Here is a 20,343-nt window from a genome sequence, read left to right as displayed (position 1 = left end):
GCTCGGCGGCGGGGTCGCGGCCGTGGCGGGGGTCTTGCGGAACGGGGGCGGGGTGCGGCGCGAGACCGAGGGGCGGACGGCGGCACAAGCGGCGGCAGTGGGCAGGCAGCGGCGGGGCTTGGCGAAGCGGCGGTAGCGAGCCGCGGCGGCCGGGCGGCGGGCGGAGCTTGGCGAAACCGCGGCAGCGAGCCGCGGCGGCCGGGCGGCGGGCGGAGCTTGGCGAAACCGCGGCAGCGAGCCGCGGCGGCCGGGCGGCGGCGGCAGCGGGCGGCGGAGCTTGGTGAAGCCGCAGCAGCGGGCGGCGGCAAGCCGCGGCGGCCGGGCGAGAGGCTGCGACAGTCGGGCAGTCGGGCAGCCGGGCAGCCGGGCAGCCGGGCAGCCGGCGGCCCGGCGGGCGGCGGCCCGGCGGATGGGAGGCTGCGGCGGGCAGGCGGCGGCCCGGCGGGCGGGCGGCGGCGGGCGGTGCGGCGTTGTCGGGAGGGCGAGGCCGATGGGGGTGGTCTGGGCCGACGCCCGCCTGGGCCGGGTGTTGGCGCGGCCCGCCCCCGGCCACAGCGAGGTCGCCGTGGCTGGGGTGGGAGCGGCTGGGCGGGGGTGGTTAGCCCAGGCGGACGGGGTTGATGACGTCGGCTACCAGGACCAGGGCGCCGTAGGCGATGATCACCAGGGAGATGGCGTAGGCCAGGGGCATGAGCTTGGCTACGTCGAAGGGGCCTGGGTCGGGGCGGCGGCGGAGTTTGGCGAAGCCGCGGCGGATGGACTCGTACAGGGCGCCGGCGATGTGGCCGCCGTCCAGGGGCAGCATCGGCAGCATGTTGAACAGGAACAGGGACAGGTTCAGCGCGGCCAGGATGTTGATCATCGCGGCGATGCGCACCGAGCCGGGGATGTCCAGGGCCGCGATCTCGCCGCCGATGCGGGCCACGCCCACGATGCCGACCGGGGAGTTGCGCTCGCGCTCGCCGCCGAAGACGGCGCTGACCAGGGCGGGCACCCGCTCGGGCAGCTGCACGATGGCGGTGGCCGCCTTGCCGAGCAGGCCGCCGATCTCGTGCGCCACGCCGGTGACGCCCAGGGTCTGCACCTCGGAGGTGGGTGACAGGCCGAGGAAGCCGACCGTGCTCACCTTCTTCGGGTCGTCCAGGTCCGGCATCTCGGTGGCGATCAGCTTCGGGGTCAGCGTGACCTGCTGGCCGCCGCGGTCCACCACCACGGGGACCTCCTTGCCGGCCGCGGCCCTGATCTCCGCGCGCACCGCGTCCCAGCTCTCCGCGGGCTTGCCGTTGAAGCTGACCAGCTTGTCGCCTGCCTTGAACCCGGCCGCGGCGGCCGGCGCGGCCGGGGCGTCCGCCGGGCACTCCTTGGCGTTCTGCTGGCTGGCCGGCAGCGCGCACTTGCTCACGCTGGCCACCGTGGTGGTCGGCATCTCCCGGCCGAAGCCCATCAGCGAGATGGAGAACAGCACCACCGCCAGGATCAGGTTCATGAACGGCCCGGCGAACATGACGATGATCCGCTTCCACGGTCGCCGCTGGTAGAACTGGCGGTCCGCGTCCTCGGGCCGGACCTCCTCGGCGGAGGCGCTGCGCGCGTCGTCGACCATCGAGGAGAACATGCCGGTGCTGCGGTTGCGGCCCAGGTTGCCGCCGCCCACCGGCGGCAACATCCCGATCATGCGGATGTAGCCGCCGAAGGGCAGCGCCTTGATGCCGTACTCGGTCTCGCCGATCCGCTTGGACCAGAGCGTGCGGCCGAAGCCCACCATGTACTGGGTGACCTTGACGCCGAACAGCTTGGCCGTGCTGAGGTGGCCCAGCTCGTGCCAGGCGATGGAGAACAGGATCCCGAACACCAGGATCAGGACGCCCAGCACGAACATCATCTAGGTGGCTCCTCGTTCTGCTTACTCGGCTGCGCGCGGCAGGCCGAGGAGCTCCTTGGCCCGGGTCCGGGCCCACTCCTCGGCTGCCAGCACTTCCTCCACGGTAGACGGTTCGGCGGACCACTGGTTGCCTTCATCCACAACCCGGGCGACCGTGTCCACGATGTCCAGGAAACCGAGGGCGCCGTCGCGGAAGGCGGCGACCGCCTCCTCGTTGGCCGCGTTGTACAGCGCGGGCATGCAGCCACCGGCCGTGCCCACTGCCCTGGCCAGCGCGACCGCGGGGAAGGCGGCGTCGTCCACCGGCTCGAAGGTCCAGGACTGGGCCTGGCTGAAGTCGCAGGCGGCGGCCGCGTCGAGCAGCCGGTCCGGCCAGCCGAGGGAGAGCGCGATGGGCAGCCGCATGTCCGGCGGGCTGGCCTGGGCCAGGGTGGAGCCGTCGATGAAGGTGACCATGGAGTGCACGATGGACTGCGGGTGCACCACCACGTCGATCTGCTCGTACGGCACGCCGTAGAGCAGCTGGGCCTCGATCAGCTCCAGGCCCTTGTTGACCATGGTGGCCGAGTTGATGGTGATCACCGGGCCCATCGACCAGTTCGGGTGCGCCATCGCCTGTTCCAGCGTGACCTGGGCCATCTGCTCCCTGGTGCGGCCGCGGAAGGGCCCGCCGGAGGCGGTGAGCACCAGCTTGGCGACCTCCTCGGCGCGCCCGCCGCGCAGGCACTGGGCCAGCGCGGAGTGCTCGGAGTCCACCGGCACGATCTGGCCCGGCTTGGCCGCCTTGGTGACCAGCGGGCCGCCCGCGACCAGCGACTCCTTGTTGGCCAGCGCGAGCACCGCGCCGCTTTCCAGCGCGGCCAGCGTCGGGGCCAGGCCCTGCGAGCCGGGCATCGCGTTGAGCACCACGTCGGCCGGGCTGCCCTTGATCAGCTCGACCATGGACTGCGGACCGGCCAGGATCCGGGGCAGCCGCAGCTCGCCCCGCTCGAAGCCGCGCTTCTGCGCCTCGGCGTAGAGCGCCAGCTGCAGGTCCTCCACCGCGGTCGCGCGGGCCAGCGCCACCACCGGCACCTCGAACTCCAGCGCCTGGGCGGCCACCGTGGCGGCGTCGCTGCCGCCCGCGCCGAGCCCGGCGACCCGGAAACGGTCCGGATGGGCGCGCAGGACGTCCAGCGTCTGGGTGCCGATCGACCCGGTCGAGCCGAGCAGAATGACGGAACGCTGTGACTCGGAAGTGGGCATTCGGTACTCCATCACGGTCATTCTCCCTGTTCCGGAAGTGCGCCCCGCCGCGCGCGGCAGGAGCATGCAGCCATCCTCGGCCATCGGTGCTCGGAAGTGTGATCGACAACAGGGTGTGAAGACCGAAGCGCCGGGTAACTCTGTCAGTGCGCAACGCGAGTCGCGCCGGGCTTCGGCGCGATCGGCTGGAAGGAGAGTCTCGTGGGTATCCTCGGGTGGATCGTGGTCGGTCTCATCGCTGGTGCGCTGGCCAAAGCCATCATGCCCGGCAACGACCCCGGCGGAATCCTGGTGACGATGCTGATCGGCATCGTCGGTGGAGTCATCGGCGGCTTTGTCGGGCGGCTGATCTTCAACACGGACACCGGTTCGTTCTTCGACCTTCGGACGTGGTTGCTGGCGATCCTGGGCTCGGTGATCGTGCTCGCGATCTACCGGCTCGTGGTCGGGAGGCGAACGGCGGCCTGACCGCAGTACCACGCGCGAAAGCCCGGGACACCGTCGTGGTCCCGGGCTTTCGCGGGTTCAGGGCAGGTCAGGACTTGATCACTCCCCGGTCCGCGGCGGCCTTGGCCAGCCACTGCCCGGCCCGGTCGGCCAGCCGGGGGAAGTGCCGGTAGAGGCCGCTGACCAGCCGGGCGCTGGCCGGCGCGACCACCACCGCCTTGTTCCGGTCGATGCCGTGCAGCACCGCCCTGGCCAGCTGCTCGGGCTGGAAGGCCGGTCCCTTGCCCTCCATCGCGGTGATCCGCTGCGCGCTGGGCACCGGCGGCAGGCCGGGGTTGGGGACGAAGCCGGTGTTGGTCATGCCGGGGCAGACCACGGTGACCTTCACCCCTCGGGTGGCGGCCTCGGCGCGCAGGGTCTTGCTCAGCCCGACCACCGCGTGCTTGGTGGCCGCGTACGGCGCGATCAGCGGGAACGGGGCCAGGCCAGCCACCGAGGCCATGTTCACGATGTGGCCGCTGCCCTGCTGGAGCATGATCGGGTAGGCCGCGTGCACGCCGTGGATGACCCCGCGCAGGTTGACCTCCAGCGCCAGGTTCCAGTGCGCAAGACCGAGGTCCTCCACCGCGCCGGCCACGATCACCCCGGCGTTGTTGACCATCAGGTCGAGCTTGCCGTGCTCGGCGTGCGCGGCTCGGACCACCGTGCCGACCGCCTCGGCGTCGGTCACGTCCAGCTGTGCCGCGCTCGCCTGTCCCGGCCCGTGCCCGGCCAGCTTGTCCGCGACCTCTTTGGCCTTGTCCCCGTTGAGGTCCGTCACCACGACCGTGTCGCCGCGCAGGACCAGTGCCGTCGCGATCGCCCGTCCGATGCCGGACGCCGCGCCGGTCACCACCGCCACCCTTGTCATGGCCGAGAGCAATACCACGATCACCGAGTGAAGACATGGGCCGAAGGTCAGGAACCCCTTCGCCGGGCGAACACAGCGGCGCCGGACGGCACGAGGCCGCCCGGCGCCGCCGGGATGAGCTCAGCTCACTTGGTGCTGTACACGCGGATCTTCATCGAGGTGCCGTCCTGCTCGAGCACCCGGATGCCGACGCCGGCGTTGGCCACCTTGACACCGGCGGTCGGCTGGCTGGCCGACCAGTAGGGCTTGGTGTCGTCGAACAGCGGCTTGGCCGGCTGGCCGCGCACGTAGCTCGGCTTGCCGTTGACGTGCAGCGTGAAGGAGTCCGACTTCTGCAGCGAGAACGGCGCGTCGTAGCCCGCGATGCGCGGACGCCAGGCCTGACCCTCGAGGTTGTAGATCGGGTCGGGGTTGGCGTCGATCGGCAGGATCAGGCCCTCACCGGGGTGCGCGCTGGTGTTGTTGTCCACCTGCGAGGTGTCCCAGTAGGAGACCAGCAGCCCGTCCTGGTACGGGAACCGCTCCGACCAGCGCGGGCGGGCGGGCCAGCCGTAGTTGTACGGGCCGGTCTTCATGTACTTGTCGAAGGAGGCGTAGGTCCGGTTGGTGGCCACGTAGAAGTGGTCGTAGGACTTGGTCTCCGTGCCGGTGGTGGTGCGGAAGCCCTTGAGCGTCCACCCGTTGTCGCCGCTCTCCGCGCCGTCGGTGAACACCGTCTGGCCGTCGGCGACGATCTTGAGGTCGTCGGCGAAGAAGCCGATCGGGGCCACGCCGCCGTCGGTCAGGTAGCGGAAGCGGAACAGCGCCTTCTTGCCGGCCAGCGGGGTCAGCGGGATCTGGGTGTCGACCCACTTGCCGTCGCTGGTGCCGGTGATCGACGGCTTGTCAGCGGCGTCCTTCGGGAAGGGCTTGCCGTCGAGGGTGCCGTCCAGCGTGGTCCAGTTCGCCCCGTTGTCGGTGGAGTACTGGGCGTAGATGTAGTCGAAGTCGATCTCGATGTCGTACCGCGACTTCAGGCTCAGCGATGCCGCGGTCTTGCCGGTGAGGTCGATCTCCCTGGTGAAGGTGTGGTCCAGCTCGTCGCCCTGGCCGCTCCACCACTGGTTGGCGCCGGCGAAGGGCGCGCCCAGCTGGGTGGTCTTCTGCTTGTCCGGCAGCACCACCACGACGCCCTGCGCCTTGTCGGTGTTGTACTCGTGCGGGCCGAGCTCGAGCTGCTTGTCCTGGCCCGCCACCACGGTCTCGTAGTCCAGCCAGCCCAGCTGCAGCTTGTCCCAGGCGGACAGGTCAGCCGCGCGGGTGCCGATGCCCTCGTTGACCGGCGAGACCCGGCTCTGGCCCATCAGCGACCACCAGTTGACGCCGTTCTCCTGCGCCCCGCCCGGTCCGGCGGTGTCGTAGTGGTCCGGCAGGCCGAGGTCGTGGCCGTACTCGTGCGCGAACACGCCGAGCCCGCCGTTCTCCGGCTGGATGGTGTAGTCGCCGACCCAGATGCCGGTGTCGCCGACCTGGGCGCCGCCGCGCTTGTTGAAGCCGGGGCCGGTCTGGCCGGAGCTGGTGTTGTAGGCGTACCAGCGGTGGGACCAGATCGCGTCCTCGCCCTGGGTCGGGTCGCCGTCGGCCTGGTCGCCGCCGGAGTGCACGATCTGGAAGTGGTCCAGGTAGCCGTCGGACTCGTTGAAGTCGCCGTCGGCGTCGTAGTCGTAGCGGTCCCAGGTGTCGTACTCGGCGAGCTTGGCCTTGATCTGCTCGGTGCTCTCACCGGCGGCCTTGCGGTCGGCGACCCACTGGTTGACGCCGTCCTTGACCAGCTCCCAGGTGTTGTTGCAGGTGCTGCTGGGGCACGGGTAGCCGTTGGAGCGGCCGTAGCGGGCCTCGTTGTACTTGACCTTCACCCAGTCGGTGACCAGGCCGTCGACGGAGTACCGGCCGGAGGACTGGCGCTCGTAGAAGGTCTTCAGCGACTCGACGTTCTCGCCGGTGCCGAAGTACATCTTCTCGAAGTGGGCCTTGGAGTAGTCCGGCTGCCAGATGGTCGAGTTGTCCACGCCGCGGTTGGGGGCGGGGATCTCGTTGTGCAGCGGGCCGTCGAAGCGGGTCGGGCCGGGGGTCGCCGCGTGCGTGTCCTGGTCCGGGTACTGCGGGTGCCGCTCGTTGCCGAACTCGGTCAGGATGACGAAGATCTTGTCGGTCTTCTCCCTGGCCAGCTCGACGTACTGGTCGACGCGGGGCACCTCGGCGGCCTTCGCGCCGCGCTCGCGGGCCGCGCCCTCCTGCTGCTGGGGGGCGGCGCCGATCTTGGCGACGGTGGACGAGCCACGCTTCTCGGTCTTGGTCTCGCCGCTGATCACCTGGGAGATCGCCTCGGTGCGCAGCGCGCGGCGCTTCTCCTCCAGCGGGTTGGGCAGCTCGTGGTCTGCCTCCACCTCGGTCACGGCCTTGGTCTTGGTGTCCGCGGCCGGGGCCGCGGTGGCGACCCAGGGCGCGGTGGCGCCGAGCATGGCCACCACGGCCAGCCCAACGGTCATTCTTCTGTGCACGTGCCCTCCCGTGACAGGCGTCGGAGCTGATCAGGTGTGCAGTGACGCTCCGACAGCATGTTGAACGGAAGGAACCATACGAGCGATCCCGGCCAGGTGAAATGGCCATCACGCATCGTGATGAAGCGGTGGCCTGACTGGCGGCGGCGGTCAATCCGATCGGCTGGTTGACTTGAAACCGATCTCGCAGGCGGCTCGCGCCGCCGGAAGTGGAGCCGCCGGATGACCGCCACCGCGCAGCGCGTGCGCCAGGCCCGTGACCTGCTCGGGCAGGTCCACCAGGAGTTGGCCGAAGGGGGTAGCCGGGACCCCTCGGTGGCGGAGGTGGTGAGCATCCTTACGGAGCTACCGGGCCTGCTCAGAGCCACTGCGGGGCTGCTCGACCAGGTGGATCCGGCGGTCGCCGAGGTGGTGCTGAACAGCACGTCCTCGCCGGGCTGGCTGCACTCCCCGGCCGAGCGCGCCCGCTATGTCGCCAGCGCCCTGCGGAGCAAGGCCGACGACGTCGTGGGGATCACCGCGAAGCTCCGGCTGGCGCGCTGAACAGGTCTGGACCCATGCTCGGATTGCCAGTTTTGCATGGGTGTCCGGCGAGCCTGTTCAGCGCGATTCCCAGTTTTACCGACACTACGGACGGTTCACCCGGACCAGGGCAGCGGCGAGCACCGCGGCCAGGACCAGCACCCCGGCCGCGACCAGCACGGTGACGTGCATGCCGCTGACAAAGGCCTGCTTGGCCGCCTCGGTCAGCGCGGCCCCGGCCGGTCCGGGCAGTTCGGCGGCCACCGCCAGCGCGCCGGCCGGGGTGTCCTTGGCGGCCGCGGCCGCCTCGGCGGGCAGGCCGGGGGGCAGCGCGGCGGTGACCTCGGTGCGGTAGACCAGCCCGATCCCGACGCTGCCCAGGATCGCCATGCCCAGCGCGCCGCCGAGCTCGGTGCCGGTCTCCGACAGCGCGGAGGCCGCACCGGCGCGCTCGGGTGGGGCCGCGGCCAGCACCAGGTCGTTGGCCAGCGCGGTGACCAGGCCCAGGCCAACGGCCATCACGGTCATCCCGGTGACCACCCAGGTCAGCCCGCCGCGGTCCACGCCCGCGGTGGTCAGCAGCAGCAGTCCGGCCGCGCCGACCAGCAGTCCGGCCGCGATCACCAGGCCGGGCCGGAACCGCCGGGCCAGCGCCGGGCCGAGGCCGGTGCCCACGGCCATGCCGAGGAAGACCGGCAGGCCCCAGAGCGCGGCCACGAACGGCCGGTAGCCGAGCACGGTCTGCAGGTACTGGGCGGTGAACAGGGTGATGCCGCCGATGGCGAACAGGGTCAGGGTGGCGGCGAGGATGGCCACCGCGAAGCCGGGGGTGCGGAACAGGCTCAGCTCCAGCATCGGGTCGGGGCGCTGCTGGCGGCCGATGAACCAGAGTCCGAAAGCCAGTCCGGCCACGATCGCGGCCAGGGGTTCCCAGCCGAGGCCGTCGGTGGCCAGCCGCTTCACCCCGTAGATCACCGGCAGCATGGCCAGCAGCGAGAGCAGCGCGCTGAACAGGTCGAACCGGCCGGGCCGCGGATCGCGGGACTCGGGCAGCAGGACCGGGGCGAGCACCACCAGCAGCAGCATCGCGGGCACGTTGACCAGGAACGCGGTGCCCCAGTGGAAGTTCTCCAGCAGCAGCCCGCCGAGCACCGGCCCGAGCACCGCTCCCCCGGCGAAGGCCGCGGTCCACACCGAGATCGCGGTGGCCCGCTGGGTGGCGTTCTGGAACATCGCGCGGATCAGCGCCAGCGTGGACGGGGCCAGCGTGGCGCCGCCGACGCCGAGCAGCACCCGCGCCGCGATCAGCAACTCCGGGCTGGTGGCGTTGGCGGCCAGCACCGAGGCCAGGCCGAAGAGCACGCCACCGGCCACCAGCAGCTTCCGCCGCCCGATCCGGTCACCCAGGGTGCCCATCGTGACCAGCAGCCCGGCCAGCAGGAACCCGTACACATCCATGATCCACAGCAGTTGTCCCCCGGTTGGCTGAAGTTCGGCGGAGAGGAACGGCACCGCGAACAGCAGGATCGACAGGTCCATCGCCACCAGCAGGGCGGGCAGCACCAGCACTGCCAGGCCCAGCCACTGCCGCACCCCCGCGCGGTCGGTCATTACGGTCATAGCGGTTAATCATACGTACGTCTAATACATCTGTATAGATCCTAGGATGGCAGCGTGGGACACCGTGAAGATCTGTTGGCCGGGGCCAAGCGCTGCCTGCTGGAGCGCGGGTACGCGCGCACCACGGCGCGGGACATCGTCGCCGCCTCCGGGACCAACCTCGCCAGCATCGGCTACCACTTCGGGTCCAAGGAGGCGCTGCTGACCCAGGCCATGATCGAGGCGCTGACCGAGTCCACCGAGGCGGTCAGCAAGGCCCTGCCGATCGACGACGCCGCCCCGGCGCGGGACCGGCTGGAGACGGCCTGGCACCAGGTCTCGGTCTCCACCAAGGACGCGCCGGCGATGTGGCGGGCCAGCCTGGAGGCGTTCCTGGTCGGCGCTCAGCAGCCCGAGGTGCTGGAGGTGCTGCGCGAGCTGCACGCCTTCCAGCGCCGCGAGCTGACCGCGGAGCTGCTGGGCGTGCCCGCCGAGCAGGTCGGCGAGAAGCAGGCGGGCACGCTGGGCGCGCTGCTGCTGGCCATGGCCACCGGGCTGTCCATGCAGACCATGGTCGACCCGGACAAGGCCCCCACGGCCAAGGACATGGCCGCCGGCCTGCGGCAGCTGGCCGATGTGCTGGAGGCTGACTAGACCAGGGTGATCCGGCCGCCCGCCCTGCGCGCCCGCCAGGACGCGACCGCCACGCCCGCGAGCAGCAGCACCGCGCTCAGGGCGACCATCGCGGTGGACAGGGCCACGATCTCCGGGGAGATGCCGCGCTTGCTGGCCTGGCCGTAGACGAAGACCGGCAGCGTGGTGGAACCGGCGTCGCCGAGGTAGCTGGAGATCACCACGTCGTCGAAGGACAACAGGAAGGCGAAGGCCGCGCCCGCCGCCACCGCGGGGGCGACCAGCGGCCAGGTCACCGTGCGGAAGGCGGTGAACGGGTCCGCGCCCAGGTCGGCCGCGGCCTCCTCCAGCCGCGGGTCCATCCCGGCCAGCCGGGCCCGGACCACCACGACCACGAAGCTGAGCGAGAAGGCCACGTGCGCGGCCAGCAGCGCGCCGAAGCCGAGCGGGAGGCCGGCCAGCTTGACGCAGAAGGCCAGCAGGCTCACCCCCATCACCACCTCGGGCACCACCAGCGGCAGGCTGAGCAGCACCGTCCACACCGCGCGGCCGCGGAAGGCCTTGCGCAGCCCGAAGGCGGCCAGTGTGCCCAGCAGCACGCACACCGCCGCGCTGGCCAGCGCCAGCCGCAGGGTCAGGCCGAGCGCGCTGAGCACCCGCTCGTCTTCGGCCAGCGCGGCGTACCAGCGGGTGCTGAACCCGGTGATCCGGCTGACCCGCGCGGAGTCGTTGAACGAGGCCAGCGCCAGCCAGCCGATCGGCAGGTACAGGAAGGCGAAGACCAGCGCCACGGCCAGGCCCAGCCGCCAGGGGCGTCTCACAGCACGTCCTCCCCCCGGCGGCCGCGCAGCACGAGCACCAGTACGACCAGGACCAGCAGCAGCACCGCCATCGCCGAGCCGAGCGGCCAGTTGTTGCCGCTGCGGAACTGGTCGTCGATCACGCTGCCGAAGGTGGACTGCTCCACCCCGCCGAGCAGTTTCGGGGTCACGAAGTCACCGGCCGCGGGCACCAGCACCAGCAGCGAACCGGCCAGCACGCCGGGGGCCACGCCGGGCAGCACCACGTGCAGGAAGGTGGACACCCGGCCGTGCCCGAGGTCGTAGGAGGCCTCGGCCAGCCGGTGGTCGAAGCGCTCGCAGGCCACGTAGAGCGGCAGCACCATGAACGGCAGGAACCCGTAGCTCAGGCCGAGCACGACCGCCCCGTCGGTGCGCAGGAAGCCGCCGTCGACCGCCAGTCCCACCAGGCCGAGCGCCTGGTTGACCAGGCCGTCGTCGTCCAGCAGCGCCTTCCAGGCGTAGATCCGGGCCAGGTAGGAGGACCAGAACGGCACCAGCACCGCGGCCAGCAGCGCGGTCCGCCAGCGGCCGCCGTGCCGGGCGATGAACCAGGCCAGCGGGAAGCCCAGCAGCAGGCAGACCGCGGTGGTGGCCAGCGCGTAGAACAGGGTGCGGCCGAAGATGGGCAGGAAGGCCGGGTCCAGCGCGCTGCGGTAGGCCTGGCTGGTCCAGGGCAGCACCACGTGCGTGACGCCGGTGTCGCGGGTGGCGAAGCTGTACTGCACCACCAGGGCCAGCGGGGCGAGCAGGAAGATGGCCAGCCACAGCCCGGCCGGGGTGAGCAGGGCGTGCCGTTTGAGTTGACCGGTCAACCCGTCTTCACCTTGGTCCACGCGTCCGCGTAGCGGGCCTCGACCTCCCGGTCCAGGTCCTTGGTGAAGGGCAGCTTGGCCAGCGCCTCCTCCGAGGGGTAGACCAGCGGGTCCTCCAGCAGCTCCTTGTCGATCATCGGTTTGGCCGCGGTGTTCGGGCTGCCGTAGCGGACCGCGTTGGCCAGCTTCGCGCCCACGTCGGCGCGCAGGATGTAGTCGATGAAGCGGTGCGCGTTGGCCGCGTGCGGGGCGTTCTTGGGCACGCACAACAGGTCCACATAGGACAGTCCGCCCTCGGTGGGGATGGCGTAGGCCACGTCCTCGTTGTCGTCGCGGGCCTGGAAGGCGTCGCCGGAGTAGACCTGGGCCAGCACCACCTGGCCGGAGGTGAGCGGCTCGATCACGTCGGAGGTGATCTGGCCGATCTTCTTCTTCAGCCCGAGCAGGTAGCGCACCGCCTCCTCGATCTTGGCCGGGTCGGTGGTGTTCGGGTCGTGGCCCAGCGCCAGCAGGCCCAGCGACATGCCGTCGCGGGCCTCGTCCAGGATCGAGCTGCGGCCCTTGACCGCGGGGTGGTCGAAGGCGCTGAAGCCGGTGAAGGTGCCCAGCGTCTTCTTGGAGTAGGCCAGGCCGGTGGTGCCCCAGGCCCAGGGCACGGAGTAGCGGTTGCCCGGGTCGTAGTCGGCCTCGGTGAACCGCTTGTCCAGGTTGCGCAGGTTCGGGATCAGCTCGTGGTCCAGCGGCTGGAGCAGCCCGGCGCGGCGGAACCGGCGCAGGAAGTTGTCGCTGGGCACCACCAGGTCGTAGCCCGCGCCGCCGGAGGCGATCTTGGCTTCCATCTCGTCGTTGGAGCTGAAGTTGTCGTAGGTGACCGTGATGCCGGAGTCGGCCTCGAACCCGCTGAGGGTGTCCGGCGCGATGTAGTCGGTCCAGTTGTAGAAGTTGAGCTGCTTCTCGTCCTTGGCGTTGGTGGCCTTGACCTTGGTGGTCTCGGAACTGCTCGGCGCCGGCGCGGGGCCGATGCCGCAGGCGCCGAGGCCCTGCGCGGCCGCCGCGAAGAAGGCCATCGAGCGCAGCATGCTCCGGCGGCTGACCCGGGGGCCGCTGGTGTCCCACAACCGGGCGATCCGCACCTGCTCGGTCATCTCTTCCCCTGTTCGGCCAGGACGACGGTGTACTCCGGATCCCAGGCCAGGCGCACCGGCTGACCGGGGGTGCCCGCGTCGGAGATCCGGCGGGTGTTCTGCACGAACGCGGCCAGCTGGCCGCCGCCGGGCACGTCGATGACGTACTGGGTGGACATCCCGGTGTAGACCACGTCGTGCACCGTGCCGTCGAGCACGCACCAGCCCTCCGGCGGCTGCTCGGCGCCGTCGAGGTCGTAGAGGTGCAGCTTCTCCGGCCGCACGGTGACCGCGAGGCTGCCGCCGTGCCCGATCGGACGGCCCGGCGGGCGGGCGCGCAGCCTGCGCACGCCGGGCGCGGCCAGCTCCAGCCAGTGGCCCTCGGAGCCGGTCACCGTGCCGTCGAGGATGTTGGAGGTGCCGATGAACCCGGCCACGAACCGGGTCGCGGGCCGCTCGTAGACGTCCTCGGGGTAGCCGACCTGTTCCACCCGGCCGGCGTTGAGCACCGCGATCCGGTGCGAGAGGACCAGCGCCTCCTCCTGGTCGTGGGTGACATAGAGGAAGGTGGTGCCCACCTCGCGCTGGATCCGCATCAGCTCGATCTGCATCTGCTTGCGCAGCTGCGCGTCCAGCGCGCCCAGCGGCTCGTCCAGCAGCAGCAACCGGGGCTGGGCGGCCAGCGCGCGGGCGATGGCCACCCGCTGCTGCTGCCCGCCGGAGAGCTGCGCGGGCCGCCGCTTGGCGAACCCGGCGAGCTGGACCAGCTCCAGGTGCTCGCCCACCCGCTTCTTCAGCTCCGCGCCGCGCAGCTTCTTGCGGCGCAGCCCGTAGGCCACGTTGTCCCACACGGACAGGTGCGGGAACAGCGCGTAGGACTGGAAGACGGTGTTCACATCGCGCCGGTAGGGCGGCACGCCGACCATCTCCGCGCCGTCCAGCTCGATCCGCCCGGAGTCCGGGTCGGCGAACCCGGCGATCATCCGCAGCAGCGTGGTCTTGCCGCAGCCGGAGGGCCCGAGCACGGAGAAGAACTCGCCCTCGTGCACCCGCAGGTCCACGCCGTCGACGGCGACCTGGTCGGCGAAGCGGCGGGTGACGCCGTAGATGCCGACCGCGACCGGGGCGTAGGTGTCCGGGGTGCGCGCTTCGACGGGATGGAACTCAGCGGTCAATCCGAGGACCTCCAGGCACGGCGGTGCCCCGGCTGGGGCTGGGGATGGGGGACGGCGAGCCCGGCGGCGGTTACGGGCGCGCGGTGGGTCAGCGTAATCCAGCGGGGCTCGGTGTGCGACGATGGGCATGTAGACGAACTACTTAGTGGAGACCTGCTTGTCAGGGTCGACCATGTTTCAGTGGAGGGAAAGATCGTGGCTAGCGCACCAGCCTCGGAGCACGACGAGCCCTCGGCCGATTGGGGCTGGCACGGGCACTTCCCGCGCGCGACCAAGATCATGGGCTGGTTCTCCGTGGTCGCCATGCTGGGCATGCTGATCGGCAACCACACCGGCTGGAACGAGGACGTCTACCTGGTGCTCACCGCCGCGATCATGGCCGGCGCGCTGATCCGCTGGCAGATCAAGGACCGCACCTCCTGGCGCAGCTGACCCGGCTCTCGCCCGATGTACCGGACGTGAACCCTCCGTATAGGCCCGTGCCCTAAGGTCGCGGCCATGAAGCCGAGGGGCATCCGCCGGGGGCGCGCGCCCATGGCACTCACCGCGTTGACCGTGGTGGGTGCGGTGGCGCTGGCACTGACCGGCGCGGCCAAGCCACAGGGCGGGGCGGACTTCCAGCAGAGCGGGCACTGGGTCTACAACGCGGTGCTGGGTGGCGTGTTCCACCTGGACGGCGCGACCGGGGCGATCGACGCCAGGGCCGAGGTGCCGGAGGCCGAGGCGGGCAGTCCGGTGGTGCAGGGCAGCACCGGGGGCTACGTCATCGGGCGCAGCCGGATCATCGAGTTCGGCAAGTCGACGCTGCGGGTGGAGCGGAGCACACCCGCGCCCTCGGCGGAGCCACCGGTGACGCTGGAGGTCCCCGGCGGCCCGTACGTCATCTACCGGGAGTCCGGGAAGATCGTCTGGCTGGGCGGGGAGACCGCCACCGTCTCCGCTGACGGCAAGCTCGGCGACCCGGTGGCCACCGCGGACGGCACGGTCTGGCTGCACCGGCCGGACAACGGCGCGGTCTGCAAGCTGGTCAAGGGCGCGCTGCGGCTGGACTGCCCGGCGAACACGCCGAAGGGGCAGACCGGCGCGCTGACCGTGGTCGCCGACCGGCCGGTCTTCGTCAACACCGCCACCGACACCGTGCACCCCATCGGCGAGGCCGGGCTGGGCGAGGGCCTGCCGGTGGGCGCGGACCTGCCGCCGACCGTCCGGCTGGCCAGCACCGACGTGGACGGCCGGATCGCGGTGCTGGACGGCGCGGCCAAGCGGATGCTGCTGGTGGACATCGGCGGCCCGAACCGGACCGGGCCACCGGCCAAGCCCGCGGTGGTCAGCCTGCCGCCGGGTGACTACACCGACGTCGAGTCCTCCGGGCAGACCGTGGTGGTGGTGAACAAGGCCACCAACGCGGTGCTCACCTTCGACCGCGCGGGCAAGCCGCTGCGGGAGACCACGATGCCGCCGGGCGGGACCAGGGTCAGTCGCGGCGAGGACGCCAGGGTCTACGTGGACAGCGCGGACGGCGGGCACGTGGTCACGGTGGACCACGACGGCCGGGTCACCCCGGTGCCGATCAGCGGCGACAAGATCACCAGCAGCAACCAGCCGCAGCCGCCGCCGGTGGAACCGACCCTGACCGGCGGGCCCGGCCCGACCACCGGCGCCGGACCGACCACCGGGCCGCGGATCCAGCCGCCGCCGAAGCTGCCGCCCCCGCCCCGCTCCAGCACCGTCCGGCCGGTCCGGCCGACCAGCGCGAAACCGCCGGTCGCCCCGGCCAGTCCACCGGGGGCGCCGACCAACGTGCGGGCCAGCTCCGGCGACCGGCAGCTCACCGTGGACTGGGGCGCGGCCGCGGCGAACGGGGCCCCGGTGTCGGCCTACATCGTGTCCTGGACCTCCAGCGCGGGCGGCTCCACCAAGCGGGTCGGCGGCGGGACCCGCTCGACCGTGCTGACCGGCCTGGTCAACGGGACCGCGTACACGGTGACCGTGGTCGCGGAGAACCGGGCCGGGCGCGGGCCGGGCGGGCAGGCCACGGCCAGTCCGGTCGCGCCGAAGCCGCAACGCAGCATCCAGCTGAGCCGGGGCACCCCCGAGCTGTACGAGAACGACTGCACCTACCTGCCGCACAGCGCGCGGATGCGGGTGACGCTGCGCGGGTTCGCGCCGAACACCAACGTCAAGGTCATCCCCTACTCCAGCAACCCGCGGTACTCGAACGAGGGCCGGACCGTGCGCACCGACGCGAACGGCACGAAGACCTTCGAGGCATTCCACTACTGCCAGGTCGGCAGGCAGGTGTGGGTGGTCGCGGACGGCGTGAAGTCCAACACGATCAACTGGGTCAGCCAGTGAGCCGGTTGACCCGGCGTGGCGTGGTGGTGCTGGTGCTCGCGGTGCTGCTGCTGACCGCGGGCGTGCTCGCCGGGCACCCGCTGCTGCGGGCGCTCGGCGGGCTGTGCGCCGGCGCGCTGGTCGCGGCGGTGGCGCTGACCGCGCGGCGGCCCAGCGTGGTGGTGACCAGGGAGGTGTACCCGGACCGGGTCGAGCGCGGCCGGCCGGCGCTGGCCCGGCTGCTGGTGCGCAACCAGGGCCAGCGGCACCAGCCCGCGTTCACCGCGGGCGACCGGCTCGGCGAGGGGGTGCACGACGTGCGGGTCAACGCGCTGCCGCCGGGCACCGAGGCCAGCTACCACTACGAGCTGCCCACCCAGCGGCGCGGGCGGCTGCCGGTGGGCCCGCTGGTGCTGGAGCGCACCGACCCGCTCGGCCTGGCCCGCGGCAGGCTGACCGCGGGCGAGTCGGCCACGGTGTGGGTGCACCCGCGCCGCCACCCGCTGCGGCTGCCGGCCAGGGGCACGCCCCGGCACCACCACGAGGGCCGGGTGGCCGAGGACCTGCACGGCTCGCTGGACCTGCGCGAGGTGCGCGAGTACCAGCCCGGCGATGAGGTGCGGCACCTGCACTGGAAGGCCGCGGCGCGCACCGGGCAGCTGATGGTCCGCCAGTACGCCGACCCGGACCAGCCGCGGCTGACCCTGTTGCTGGACACCAGGTCGCGCTCGCTCACCCCGGCGGCTTTCGAGGAGGCGGTGGAGGTGGCGGCCTCGGTGCTGCACGCCGCCGCGCTCGGCGGGCAGCGGTGCAGGCTGGTCACCTCCGGCGGGCTCGATCTGTCCACTTCGGACGGTGCCACCGCGGCGCGGCGGCTGCTGGACGAGCTGTGCGAGCTGGGCCAGGACCAGGAGACCGCGCTCGCGCCGGGCGCGCTGGCCAGGGCGCGCGGCGGGGACGGGGCGCTGGTGGTGGTGACCGGCGGATCGCTGGACGAGGCGGTGCTGGCCAGGCTGCGCGGGCGGTACCCGGCGACCACGGTGGTGGCGCTGGGGGTCGGCGCGGGACGGCCGGTCGGCCGGTTGATCAGGGCGGCGGACGCGGCGGAGGCGGTGAGCCAGTGGAACGCGACCCCGGCCGGACGCCGGTGAAACCCATGCCCGCCGCCGGTTCCCGGGACCGGACCGGCGAACGGCTGACCCTGGCCGGGGTGCTGCTGGCCGGCGCCCTGGCCGGGCTGCTGTTCGCGCCGGTGTTCGGCTTCGGCGTGCTGCTGCCCTCGGTGCTCACCGTGACGCTGGTGCTGGCCGCGGGCGCGGAGCTGGTGGCCAGGACGCCCGTGCTGATCCCGTGGCGGCCGCTGCTGCTGGGCGTGGCCGGGCTGCTCGGCATCGTCGAGTCGGCCCTGTTCGGCACCACGCTGGCCGGGCTGCCGACCGGGGACACCGTGCGGGCGCTGGGCGCCGGGCTGGTCGACTCCTGGCGGCTGACCCTGGAGTCCACCTGGCCCGCGCGGCCGGAGCCGGAGCTGCTGCTGTTCGTGCCGCTGCTGGTGCTGGCCGCCGGGGTGCTCGGGATCGAGCTGGCGCACCGGTTCCGGGGGCCGCTGCCCGCGCTGCTGCCCAGCGCGGTGGTGCTCGGCCTCAGTCAGCTGTACGCGGCCGCGACCGGTGGGTTCGCGCTGGCCGCCGCGCTGGGTTACGCCGCGGCCTGCGCGCTGGCGCTGGTGCGCGGGCAGGTCCGGCCGGTGGCCCTGGTCGTGGTGGCCGCGGCGGCGCTGGCCGGGTCCGGCGTCGGGCTGCTCGCCGATCCGCTGGGGCGGCCCGCCTACTCGCTGCAGGACGAGCGGCCCGCGCCGCTGCCGCCCGCGCCCACGGTCAGCCCGCTCACCGAGATCGCGGCCCGGCTGCGCGAGCCGGACCGGGCGGTGTTCAGCTACACCAGCCCGGCGCCAGTGGACCGCTGGCCGCTGGCGGTGTTCACCGAGTTCGACGGGGTGAACTGGCGCACCGGCGGGGAGTTCCAGCGGCTGGGCGCCGAGCTGGCCCCGCCGCCGGGACTGCTTGACCCACAACGCCGGGAGGCGCGGATCAGCACGCCGCCGGGGAGCGGGCGGTGGCTGCCCAGCCAGTCCTGGCCCGCCGCGGTGAGCGGCACCGACCCGCTGATCGGCCCGGCCAACGGGATGCTGTTCGGGCCCGGCGGCGCGGTGGACTACCGGCTGTCCTGGTGGGAGCCCAAGGCCGAGGGCCTGCTGGAGGCGCCGATCGACCCGGATGTGCCCGGCTGGCAGGGCGGGGTCGGCGAGGTGCCACCGGGGATGGCCGAGCTGGCCGAGCAGGCGACCAGGGGGCTGCGCGCGACCTTCCAGACCGCGTTGCAGCTCCAGCGGTTCTTCACCGACCACTACCGGCTGGCCGACGGGGCCGAGCTGCCCACCGGGCACGGCTGGCCGCAGCTGGAACGCTTCCTGCTGCACACCAAGCAGGGCACCAGCGAGCAGTTCGCCGCCGCCTACGTGGCACTGGCGCGGCTGCGCGGCATCCCGGCCCGGCTGGCGGTCGGCTACGCCGCGCCGGCCACCAGCGCCGCGGACGGGCGCTGGGTGGTGCGCAACCGGGACGTGCTGGCCTGGCCCGAGGTCGCGGTGCGCGGCTTCGGCTGGGTGCCGCTGGACCCGACCGAGACCGCGGCCCGCTCCACCGTCACCGGCGGGCTGGCCGACCTGACCGCGCGCGCCCGGCAGAACCTGCCCGCGCCGGAGGCCCTGCGCAATCCGGAGCTGCCCGCCGACGGGGCCGGGGGCGAGGCGGACGAGGCGGGCTCGGGCAGCTGGTGGTGGCTGCTGTGGGCGCTGCCCGCACTGGTGCTGGGACTGCCGGTGCTGTGGGTGCTCGGGGTGCCGCTGCTGCGACTGCTGCGGCGGTGGCGACGACGGCGGGCCACCGGCCCGGCCGCGGTGGCCGGCGCGGTGGCCGAGGTGCGGGACCGGTTGCGCGCCTTCGGGATCCCGGTGACGCCGGGGATGACCGTGCGGGACCTGGCGATGGCGGCCGGGCCGGGCTCGGACCGGTTCACCGCGGAGAGCGTGCGGCTGCTGGCCGGCACCGTGGACGCCGCGCTGTGGTCCGGCGCCCAGGTCACCGGCGAGCTCGCCGAACGGGCCTGGGACGCCGAGCGGCAGGTGCGCAAGAGCTTGTCCCGCAACGGTTCCCTGCGCGCCCGGCTGCGCGCGGCGCTGGACCCGCGGACCGGCTGACAGCTTCCGGCCAGCACGGCCCACACGCGGCCCCGCCTGGCCAGCATGGGGTGGTGACTCGAACCACCACCCTGCTCCCCCTGCTGGCGGGCGTCGCCGTGCTGCTGGCGGGCTGCGCCCCGGACGCGCCCGCCCCGGCCCCCTCCTCGGCGTCGCCCGCCTCCACCACCTCCGCTCCCCCGCCGTCGTCGTCACCGCCGCCGAGCACCCAGCCCGAGCCCCCGCCGCCCCCGCTGCCCACCGGGGCCGCGGACGGCCGGAACCTGACCGCCTGCACGGACGGGGCGTGCGAGGTGCTGGTGAGCAAACCGGCCTCGATCCGGCTCAACCCCAAGCTCCAGGTGCGCACCCTGCGGATCGGGTCGGTCGAGGCGGATACGGTCACGCTGAACCTGACCTTCCCCTCCGGCAGCGGGGTGAAGTACGCCTGCGAGGGCGGCACCCAGTGCACGGCGGTGGGCGGCACGCCGAGCTCGGAGCCGTTCGCGCAGGCCGTCGCCAAGGCGGGGGCGCGGATCACGGTGAACGGGCTGCGGGTGGAGGTGGTGGCCGCGCACGAGGGCACGGCCGTGCTCCGCCTGACCCCCGTCTAACGCTGGGACACGCTGTGCAGGAACGGGTCGAAGTCCAGGTCGGCGGTCTCCGGATCGGCCCCGGCCGGCAGGAAGTCCCGCACCAGGTCGAACACCTGGCGCTGGGCCTCCTCCACCGCGCGCTGGATGGTCTCCACGATGTCCTCGGCCAGCCGCTGGGAGTCGGGGTCGCGGAAGATCCGCGGGTTCAGCTCCAGCTCCAGCACCTCGCCGCGGGCGCCCACCGTCGCGGTGATCAGCCCGTCCGGTGAGTCGGCGGTCGCGGTGATCTCCCGCATGCCGTCCCGCACCTCGCGCACCGCGTCCACCAGCTGTCGCATCTGCTCGTCGCGCACTGTCGCCTCCTCGCCTGTGGTGGCCCCAGTGTGCTGCGGCACAACAAGATCCGGGCTCGGCTGACAGCTTGCGGCCAGCACCGGCCACACC

The 20,343-nt window shown here is 72.7% G+C and carries 18 protein-coding genes; 8 read left to right on the top strand and 10 right to left on the bottom strand.

What is annotated here, in order from left to right; genetic code table 11:
* Positions 1-598: 598 nt before the first annotated feature.
* Both M8C13_RS40685 and dxr read right to left on the bottom strand, forming a co-directional pair.
* Entirely contained in the window at positions 599-1,882 is a 1,284-nt protein-coding gene (locus M8C13_RS40685; protein WP_252486168.1) for an RIP metalloprotease, read from the bottom strand.
* A 21-nt stretch (positions 1,883-1,903) separates the two neighbouring features.
* Positions 1,904-3,127, bottom strand: coding sequence for a 1-deoxy-D-xylulose-5-phosphate reductoisomerase (gene dxr, locus M8C13_RS40680; protein WP_252486167.1), 1,224 nt, complete (start codon positions 3,125-3,127; stop codon positions 1,904-1,906).
* 201 nt (positions 3,128-3,328) lie between these two features.
* On the opposite strand from dxr, the gene M8C13_RS40675 reads away from it, so the two are divergent.
* Positions 3,329-3,595 carry a GlsB/YeaQ/YmgE family stress response membrane protein gene (locus M8C13_RS40675; protein WP_252486166.1) on the top strand — a complete coding sequence of 89 codons (267 nt, stop codon included), beginning with the start codon at positions 3,329-3,331 and terminating at the stop codon, positions 3,593-3,595.
* A gap of 67 nt (positions 3,596-3,662) precedes the next feature.
* Here M8C13_RS40675 and M8C13_RS40670 read toward each other — a convergent pair whose 3' ends face one another.
* Both M8C13_RS40670 and M8C13_RS40665 read right to left on the bottom strand, forming a co-directional pair.
* On the bottom strand, positions 3,663-4,466 hold the full coding sequence (locus M8C13_RS40670; RefSeq protein WP_252486165.1) for an SDR family oxidoreductase: 804 nt from the start codon (positions 4,464-4,466) through the stop codon (positions 3,663-3,665).
* 143 nt (positions 4,467-4,609) lie between these two features.
* The gene (locus tag M8C13_RS40665) at positions 4,610-7,024 is read right to left on the bottom strand and encodes an immune inhibitor A domain-containing protein (protein WP_252486164.1); all 2,415 of its coding nucleotides are present in this window, start codon (positions 7,022-7,024) and stop codon (positions 4,610-4,612) included.
* A 222-nt stretch (positions 7,025-7,246) separates the two neighbouring features.
* Between M8C13_RS40665 and M8C13_RS40660 the strand changes: the two genes are divergently transcribed.
* Complete coding sequence (locus M8C13_RS40660; protein ID WP_252486163.1) at positions 7,247-7,567, top strand: hypothetical protein; 321 nt, start codon at positions 7,247-7,249, stop codon at positions 7,565-7,567.
* A gap of 84 nt (positions 7,568-7,651) precedes the next feature.
* Here M8C13_RS40660 and M8C13_RS40655 read toward each other — a convergent pair whose 3' ends face one another.
* Positions 7,652-9,166, bottom strand: a complete 1,515-nt coding sequence (locus M8C13_RS40655; RefSeq protein WP_252486162.1) for an MFS transporter — start codon at positions 9,164-9,166, stop codon at positions 7,652-7,654.
* Between the two features lie 54 nt (positions 9,167-9,220).
* On the opposite strand from M8C13_RS40655, the gene M8C13_RS40650 reads away from it, so the two are divergent.
* A complete protein-coding gene (locus tag M8C13_RS40650; RefSeq protein WP_252486161.1) occupies positions 9,221-9,799 on the top strand; it encodes a TetR/AcrR family transcriptional regulator in 579 nt (192 codons plus the stop codon).
* Here the strand turns inward: M8C13_RS40650 and M8C13_RS40645 are convergent.
* Genes M8C13_RS40645 through M8C13_RS40630 form a run of 4 tightly spaced genes read right to left on the bottom strand, consistent with a single transcriptional unit; the run spans position 9,796 to position 13,731 of the window.
* Positions 9,796-10,599: an ABC transporter permease gene (locus M8C13_RS40645; RefSeq protein ID WP_252486160.1), complete on the bottom strand. Its 804-nt coding sequence runs from the start codon at positions 10,597-10,599 to the stop codon at positions 9,796-9,798. The genes M8C13_RS40650 and M8C13_RS40645 overlap by 4 nt on opposite strands.
* Positions 10,596-11,432, bottom strand: a complete 837-nt coding sequence (locus M8C13_RS40640; protein ID WP_252486159.1) for an ABC transporter permease — start codon at positions 11,430-11,432, stop codon at positions 10,596-10,598. The genes M8C13_RS40645 and M8C13_RS40640 overlap by 4 nt, the downstream gene beginning before the upstream one ends.
* Positions 11,429-12,577, bottom strand: coding sequence for a PotD/PotF family extracellular solute-binding protein (locus M8C13_RS40635; RefSeq protein WP_252486158.1), 1,149 nt, complete (start codon positions 12,575-12,577; stop codon positions 11,429-11,431). The genes M8C13_RS40640 and M8C13_RS40635 overlap by 4 nt, the downstream gene beginning before the upstream one ends.
* Positions 12,574-13,731 (bottom strand): ABC transporter ATP-binding protein, encoded by a 1,158-nt coding sequence (locus M8C13_RS40630; RefSeq protein ID WP_252486157.1) that lies wholly within the window; start codon positions 13,729-13,731, stop codon positions 12,574-12,576. Before M8C13_RS40630 ends, M8C13_RS40635 begins: the two co-directional genes overlap by 4 nt.
* Positions 13,732-13,926: 195 nt before the next feature.
* Between M8C13_RS40630 and M8C13_RS40625 the strand changes: the two genes are divergently transcribed.
* The 5 genes from M8C13_RS40625 to M8C13_RS40605 all read left to right on the top strand — a co-directional run bounded on the left by M8C13_RS40625 (position 13,927) and on the right by M8C13_RS40605 (position 19,917).
* A complete protein-coding gene (locus M8C13_RS40625) occupies positions 13,927-14,163 on the top strand; it encodes a DUF2631 domain-containing protein (RefSeq protein ID WP_252486156.1) in 237 nt (78 codons plus the stop codon).
* A gap of 66 nt (positions 14,164-14,229) precedes the next feature.
* Positions 14,230-16,086, top strand: a complete 1,857-nt coding sequence (locus M8C13_RS40620; RefSeq protein ID WP_252486155.1) for a fibronectin type III domain-containing protein — start codon at positions 14,230-14,232, stop codon at positions 16,084-16,086.
* On the top strand, positions 16,083-17,216 hold the full coding sequence (locus tag M8C13_RS40615) for a DUF58 domain-containing protein (RefSeq protein ID WP_252486154.1): 1,134 nt from the start codon (positions 16,083-16,085) through the stop codon (positions 17,214-17,216). The genes M8C13_RS40620 and M8C13_RS40615 overlap by 4 nt, the downstream gene beginning before the upstream one ends.
* The gene (locus tag M8C13_RS45685) at positions 17,186-19,324 is read left to right on the top strand and encodes a transglutaminase domain-containing protein (RefSeq protein WP_252486153.1); all 2,139 of its coding nucleotides are present in this window, start codon (positions 17,186-17,188) and stop codon (positions 19,322-19,324) included. The genes M8C13_RS40615 and M8C13_RS45685 overlap by 31 nt, the downstream gene beginning before the upstream one ends.
* A 53-nt stretch (positions 19,325-19,377) precedes the next feature.
* Positions 19,378-19,917, top strand: a complete 540-nt coding sequence (locus tag M8C13_RS40605; protein ID WP_252486152.1) for a hypothetical protein — start codon at positions 19,378-19,380, stop codon at positions 19,915-19,917.
* On the opposite strand, the gene M8C13_RS40600 is transcribed toward M8C13_RS40605, so the two are convergent.
* Positions 19,914-20,252, bottom strand: a complete 339-nt coding sequence (locus M8C13_RS40600) for a YbaB/EbfC family nucleoid-associated protein (RefSeq protein ID WP_252486151.1) — start codon at positions 20,250-20,252, stop codon at positions 19,914-19,916. The two genes, M8C13_RS40605 and M8C13_RS40600, sit on opposite strands and share 4 nt — an antisense overlap.
* Between the last annotated feature and the right edge of the window lie 91 nt (positions 20,253-20,343).

The organism is Crossiella sp. SN42, from assembly GCF_023897065.1.
Lineage (GTDB): Bacteria > Actinomycetota > Actinomycetes > Mycobacteriales > Pseudonocardiaceae > Crossiella.
Note: the sequence above shows the minus strand (reverse complement) of the source record. Positions and strands in the feature narration are given on the sequence as shown.

What these genes read in the sequence shown, in the direction of transcription:
- M8C13_RS40685 (WP_252486168.1), bottom strand. Translation starts at nt 1,882, where the DNA reads ATGATGTTCGTGCTGGGCGTCCTGATCCTGGTGTTCGGGATCCTGTTC.
- dxr (WP_252486167.1), bottom strand. Translation starts at nt 3,127, where the DNA reads ATGCCCACTTCCGAGTCACAGCGTTCCGTCATTCTGCTCGGCTCGACC.
- M8C13_RS40660 (WP_252486163.1), top strand. Translation starts at nt 7,247, where the DNA reads ATGACCGCCACCGCGCAGCGCGTGCGCCAGGCCCGTGACCTGCTCGGG.
- M8C13_RS40655 (WP_252486162.1), bottom strand. Translation starts at nt 9,166, where the DNA reads ATGACCGTAATGACCGACCGCGCGGGGGTGCGGCAGTGGCTGGGCCTG.
- M8C13_RS40635 (WP_252486158.1), bottom strand. Translation starts at nt 12,577, where the DNA reads ATGACCGAGCAGGTGCGGATCGCCCGGTTGTGGGACACCAGCGGCCCC.
- M8C13_RS40620 (WP_252486155.1), top strand. Translation starts at nt 14,230, where the DNA reads ATGAAGCCGAGGGGCATCCGCCGGGGGCGCGCGCCCATGGCACTCACC.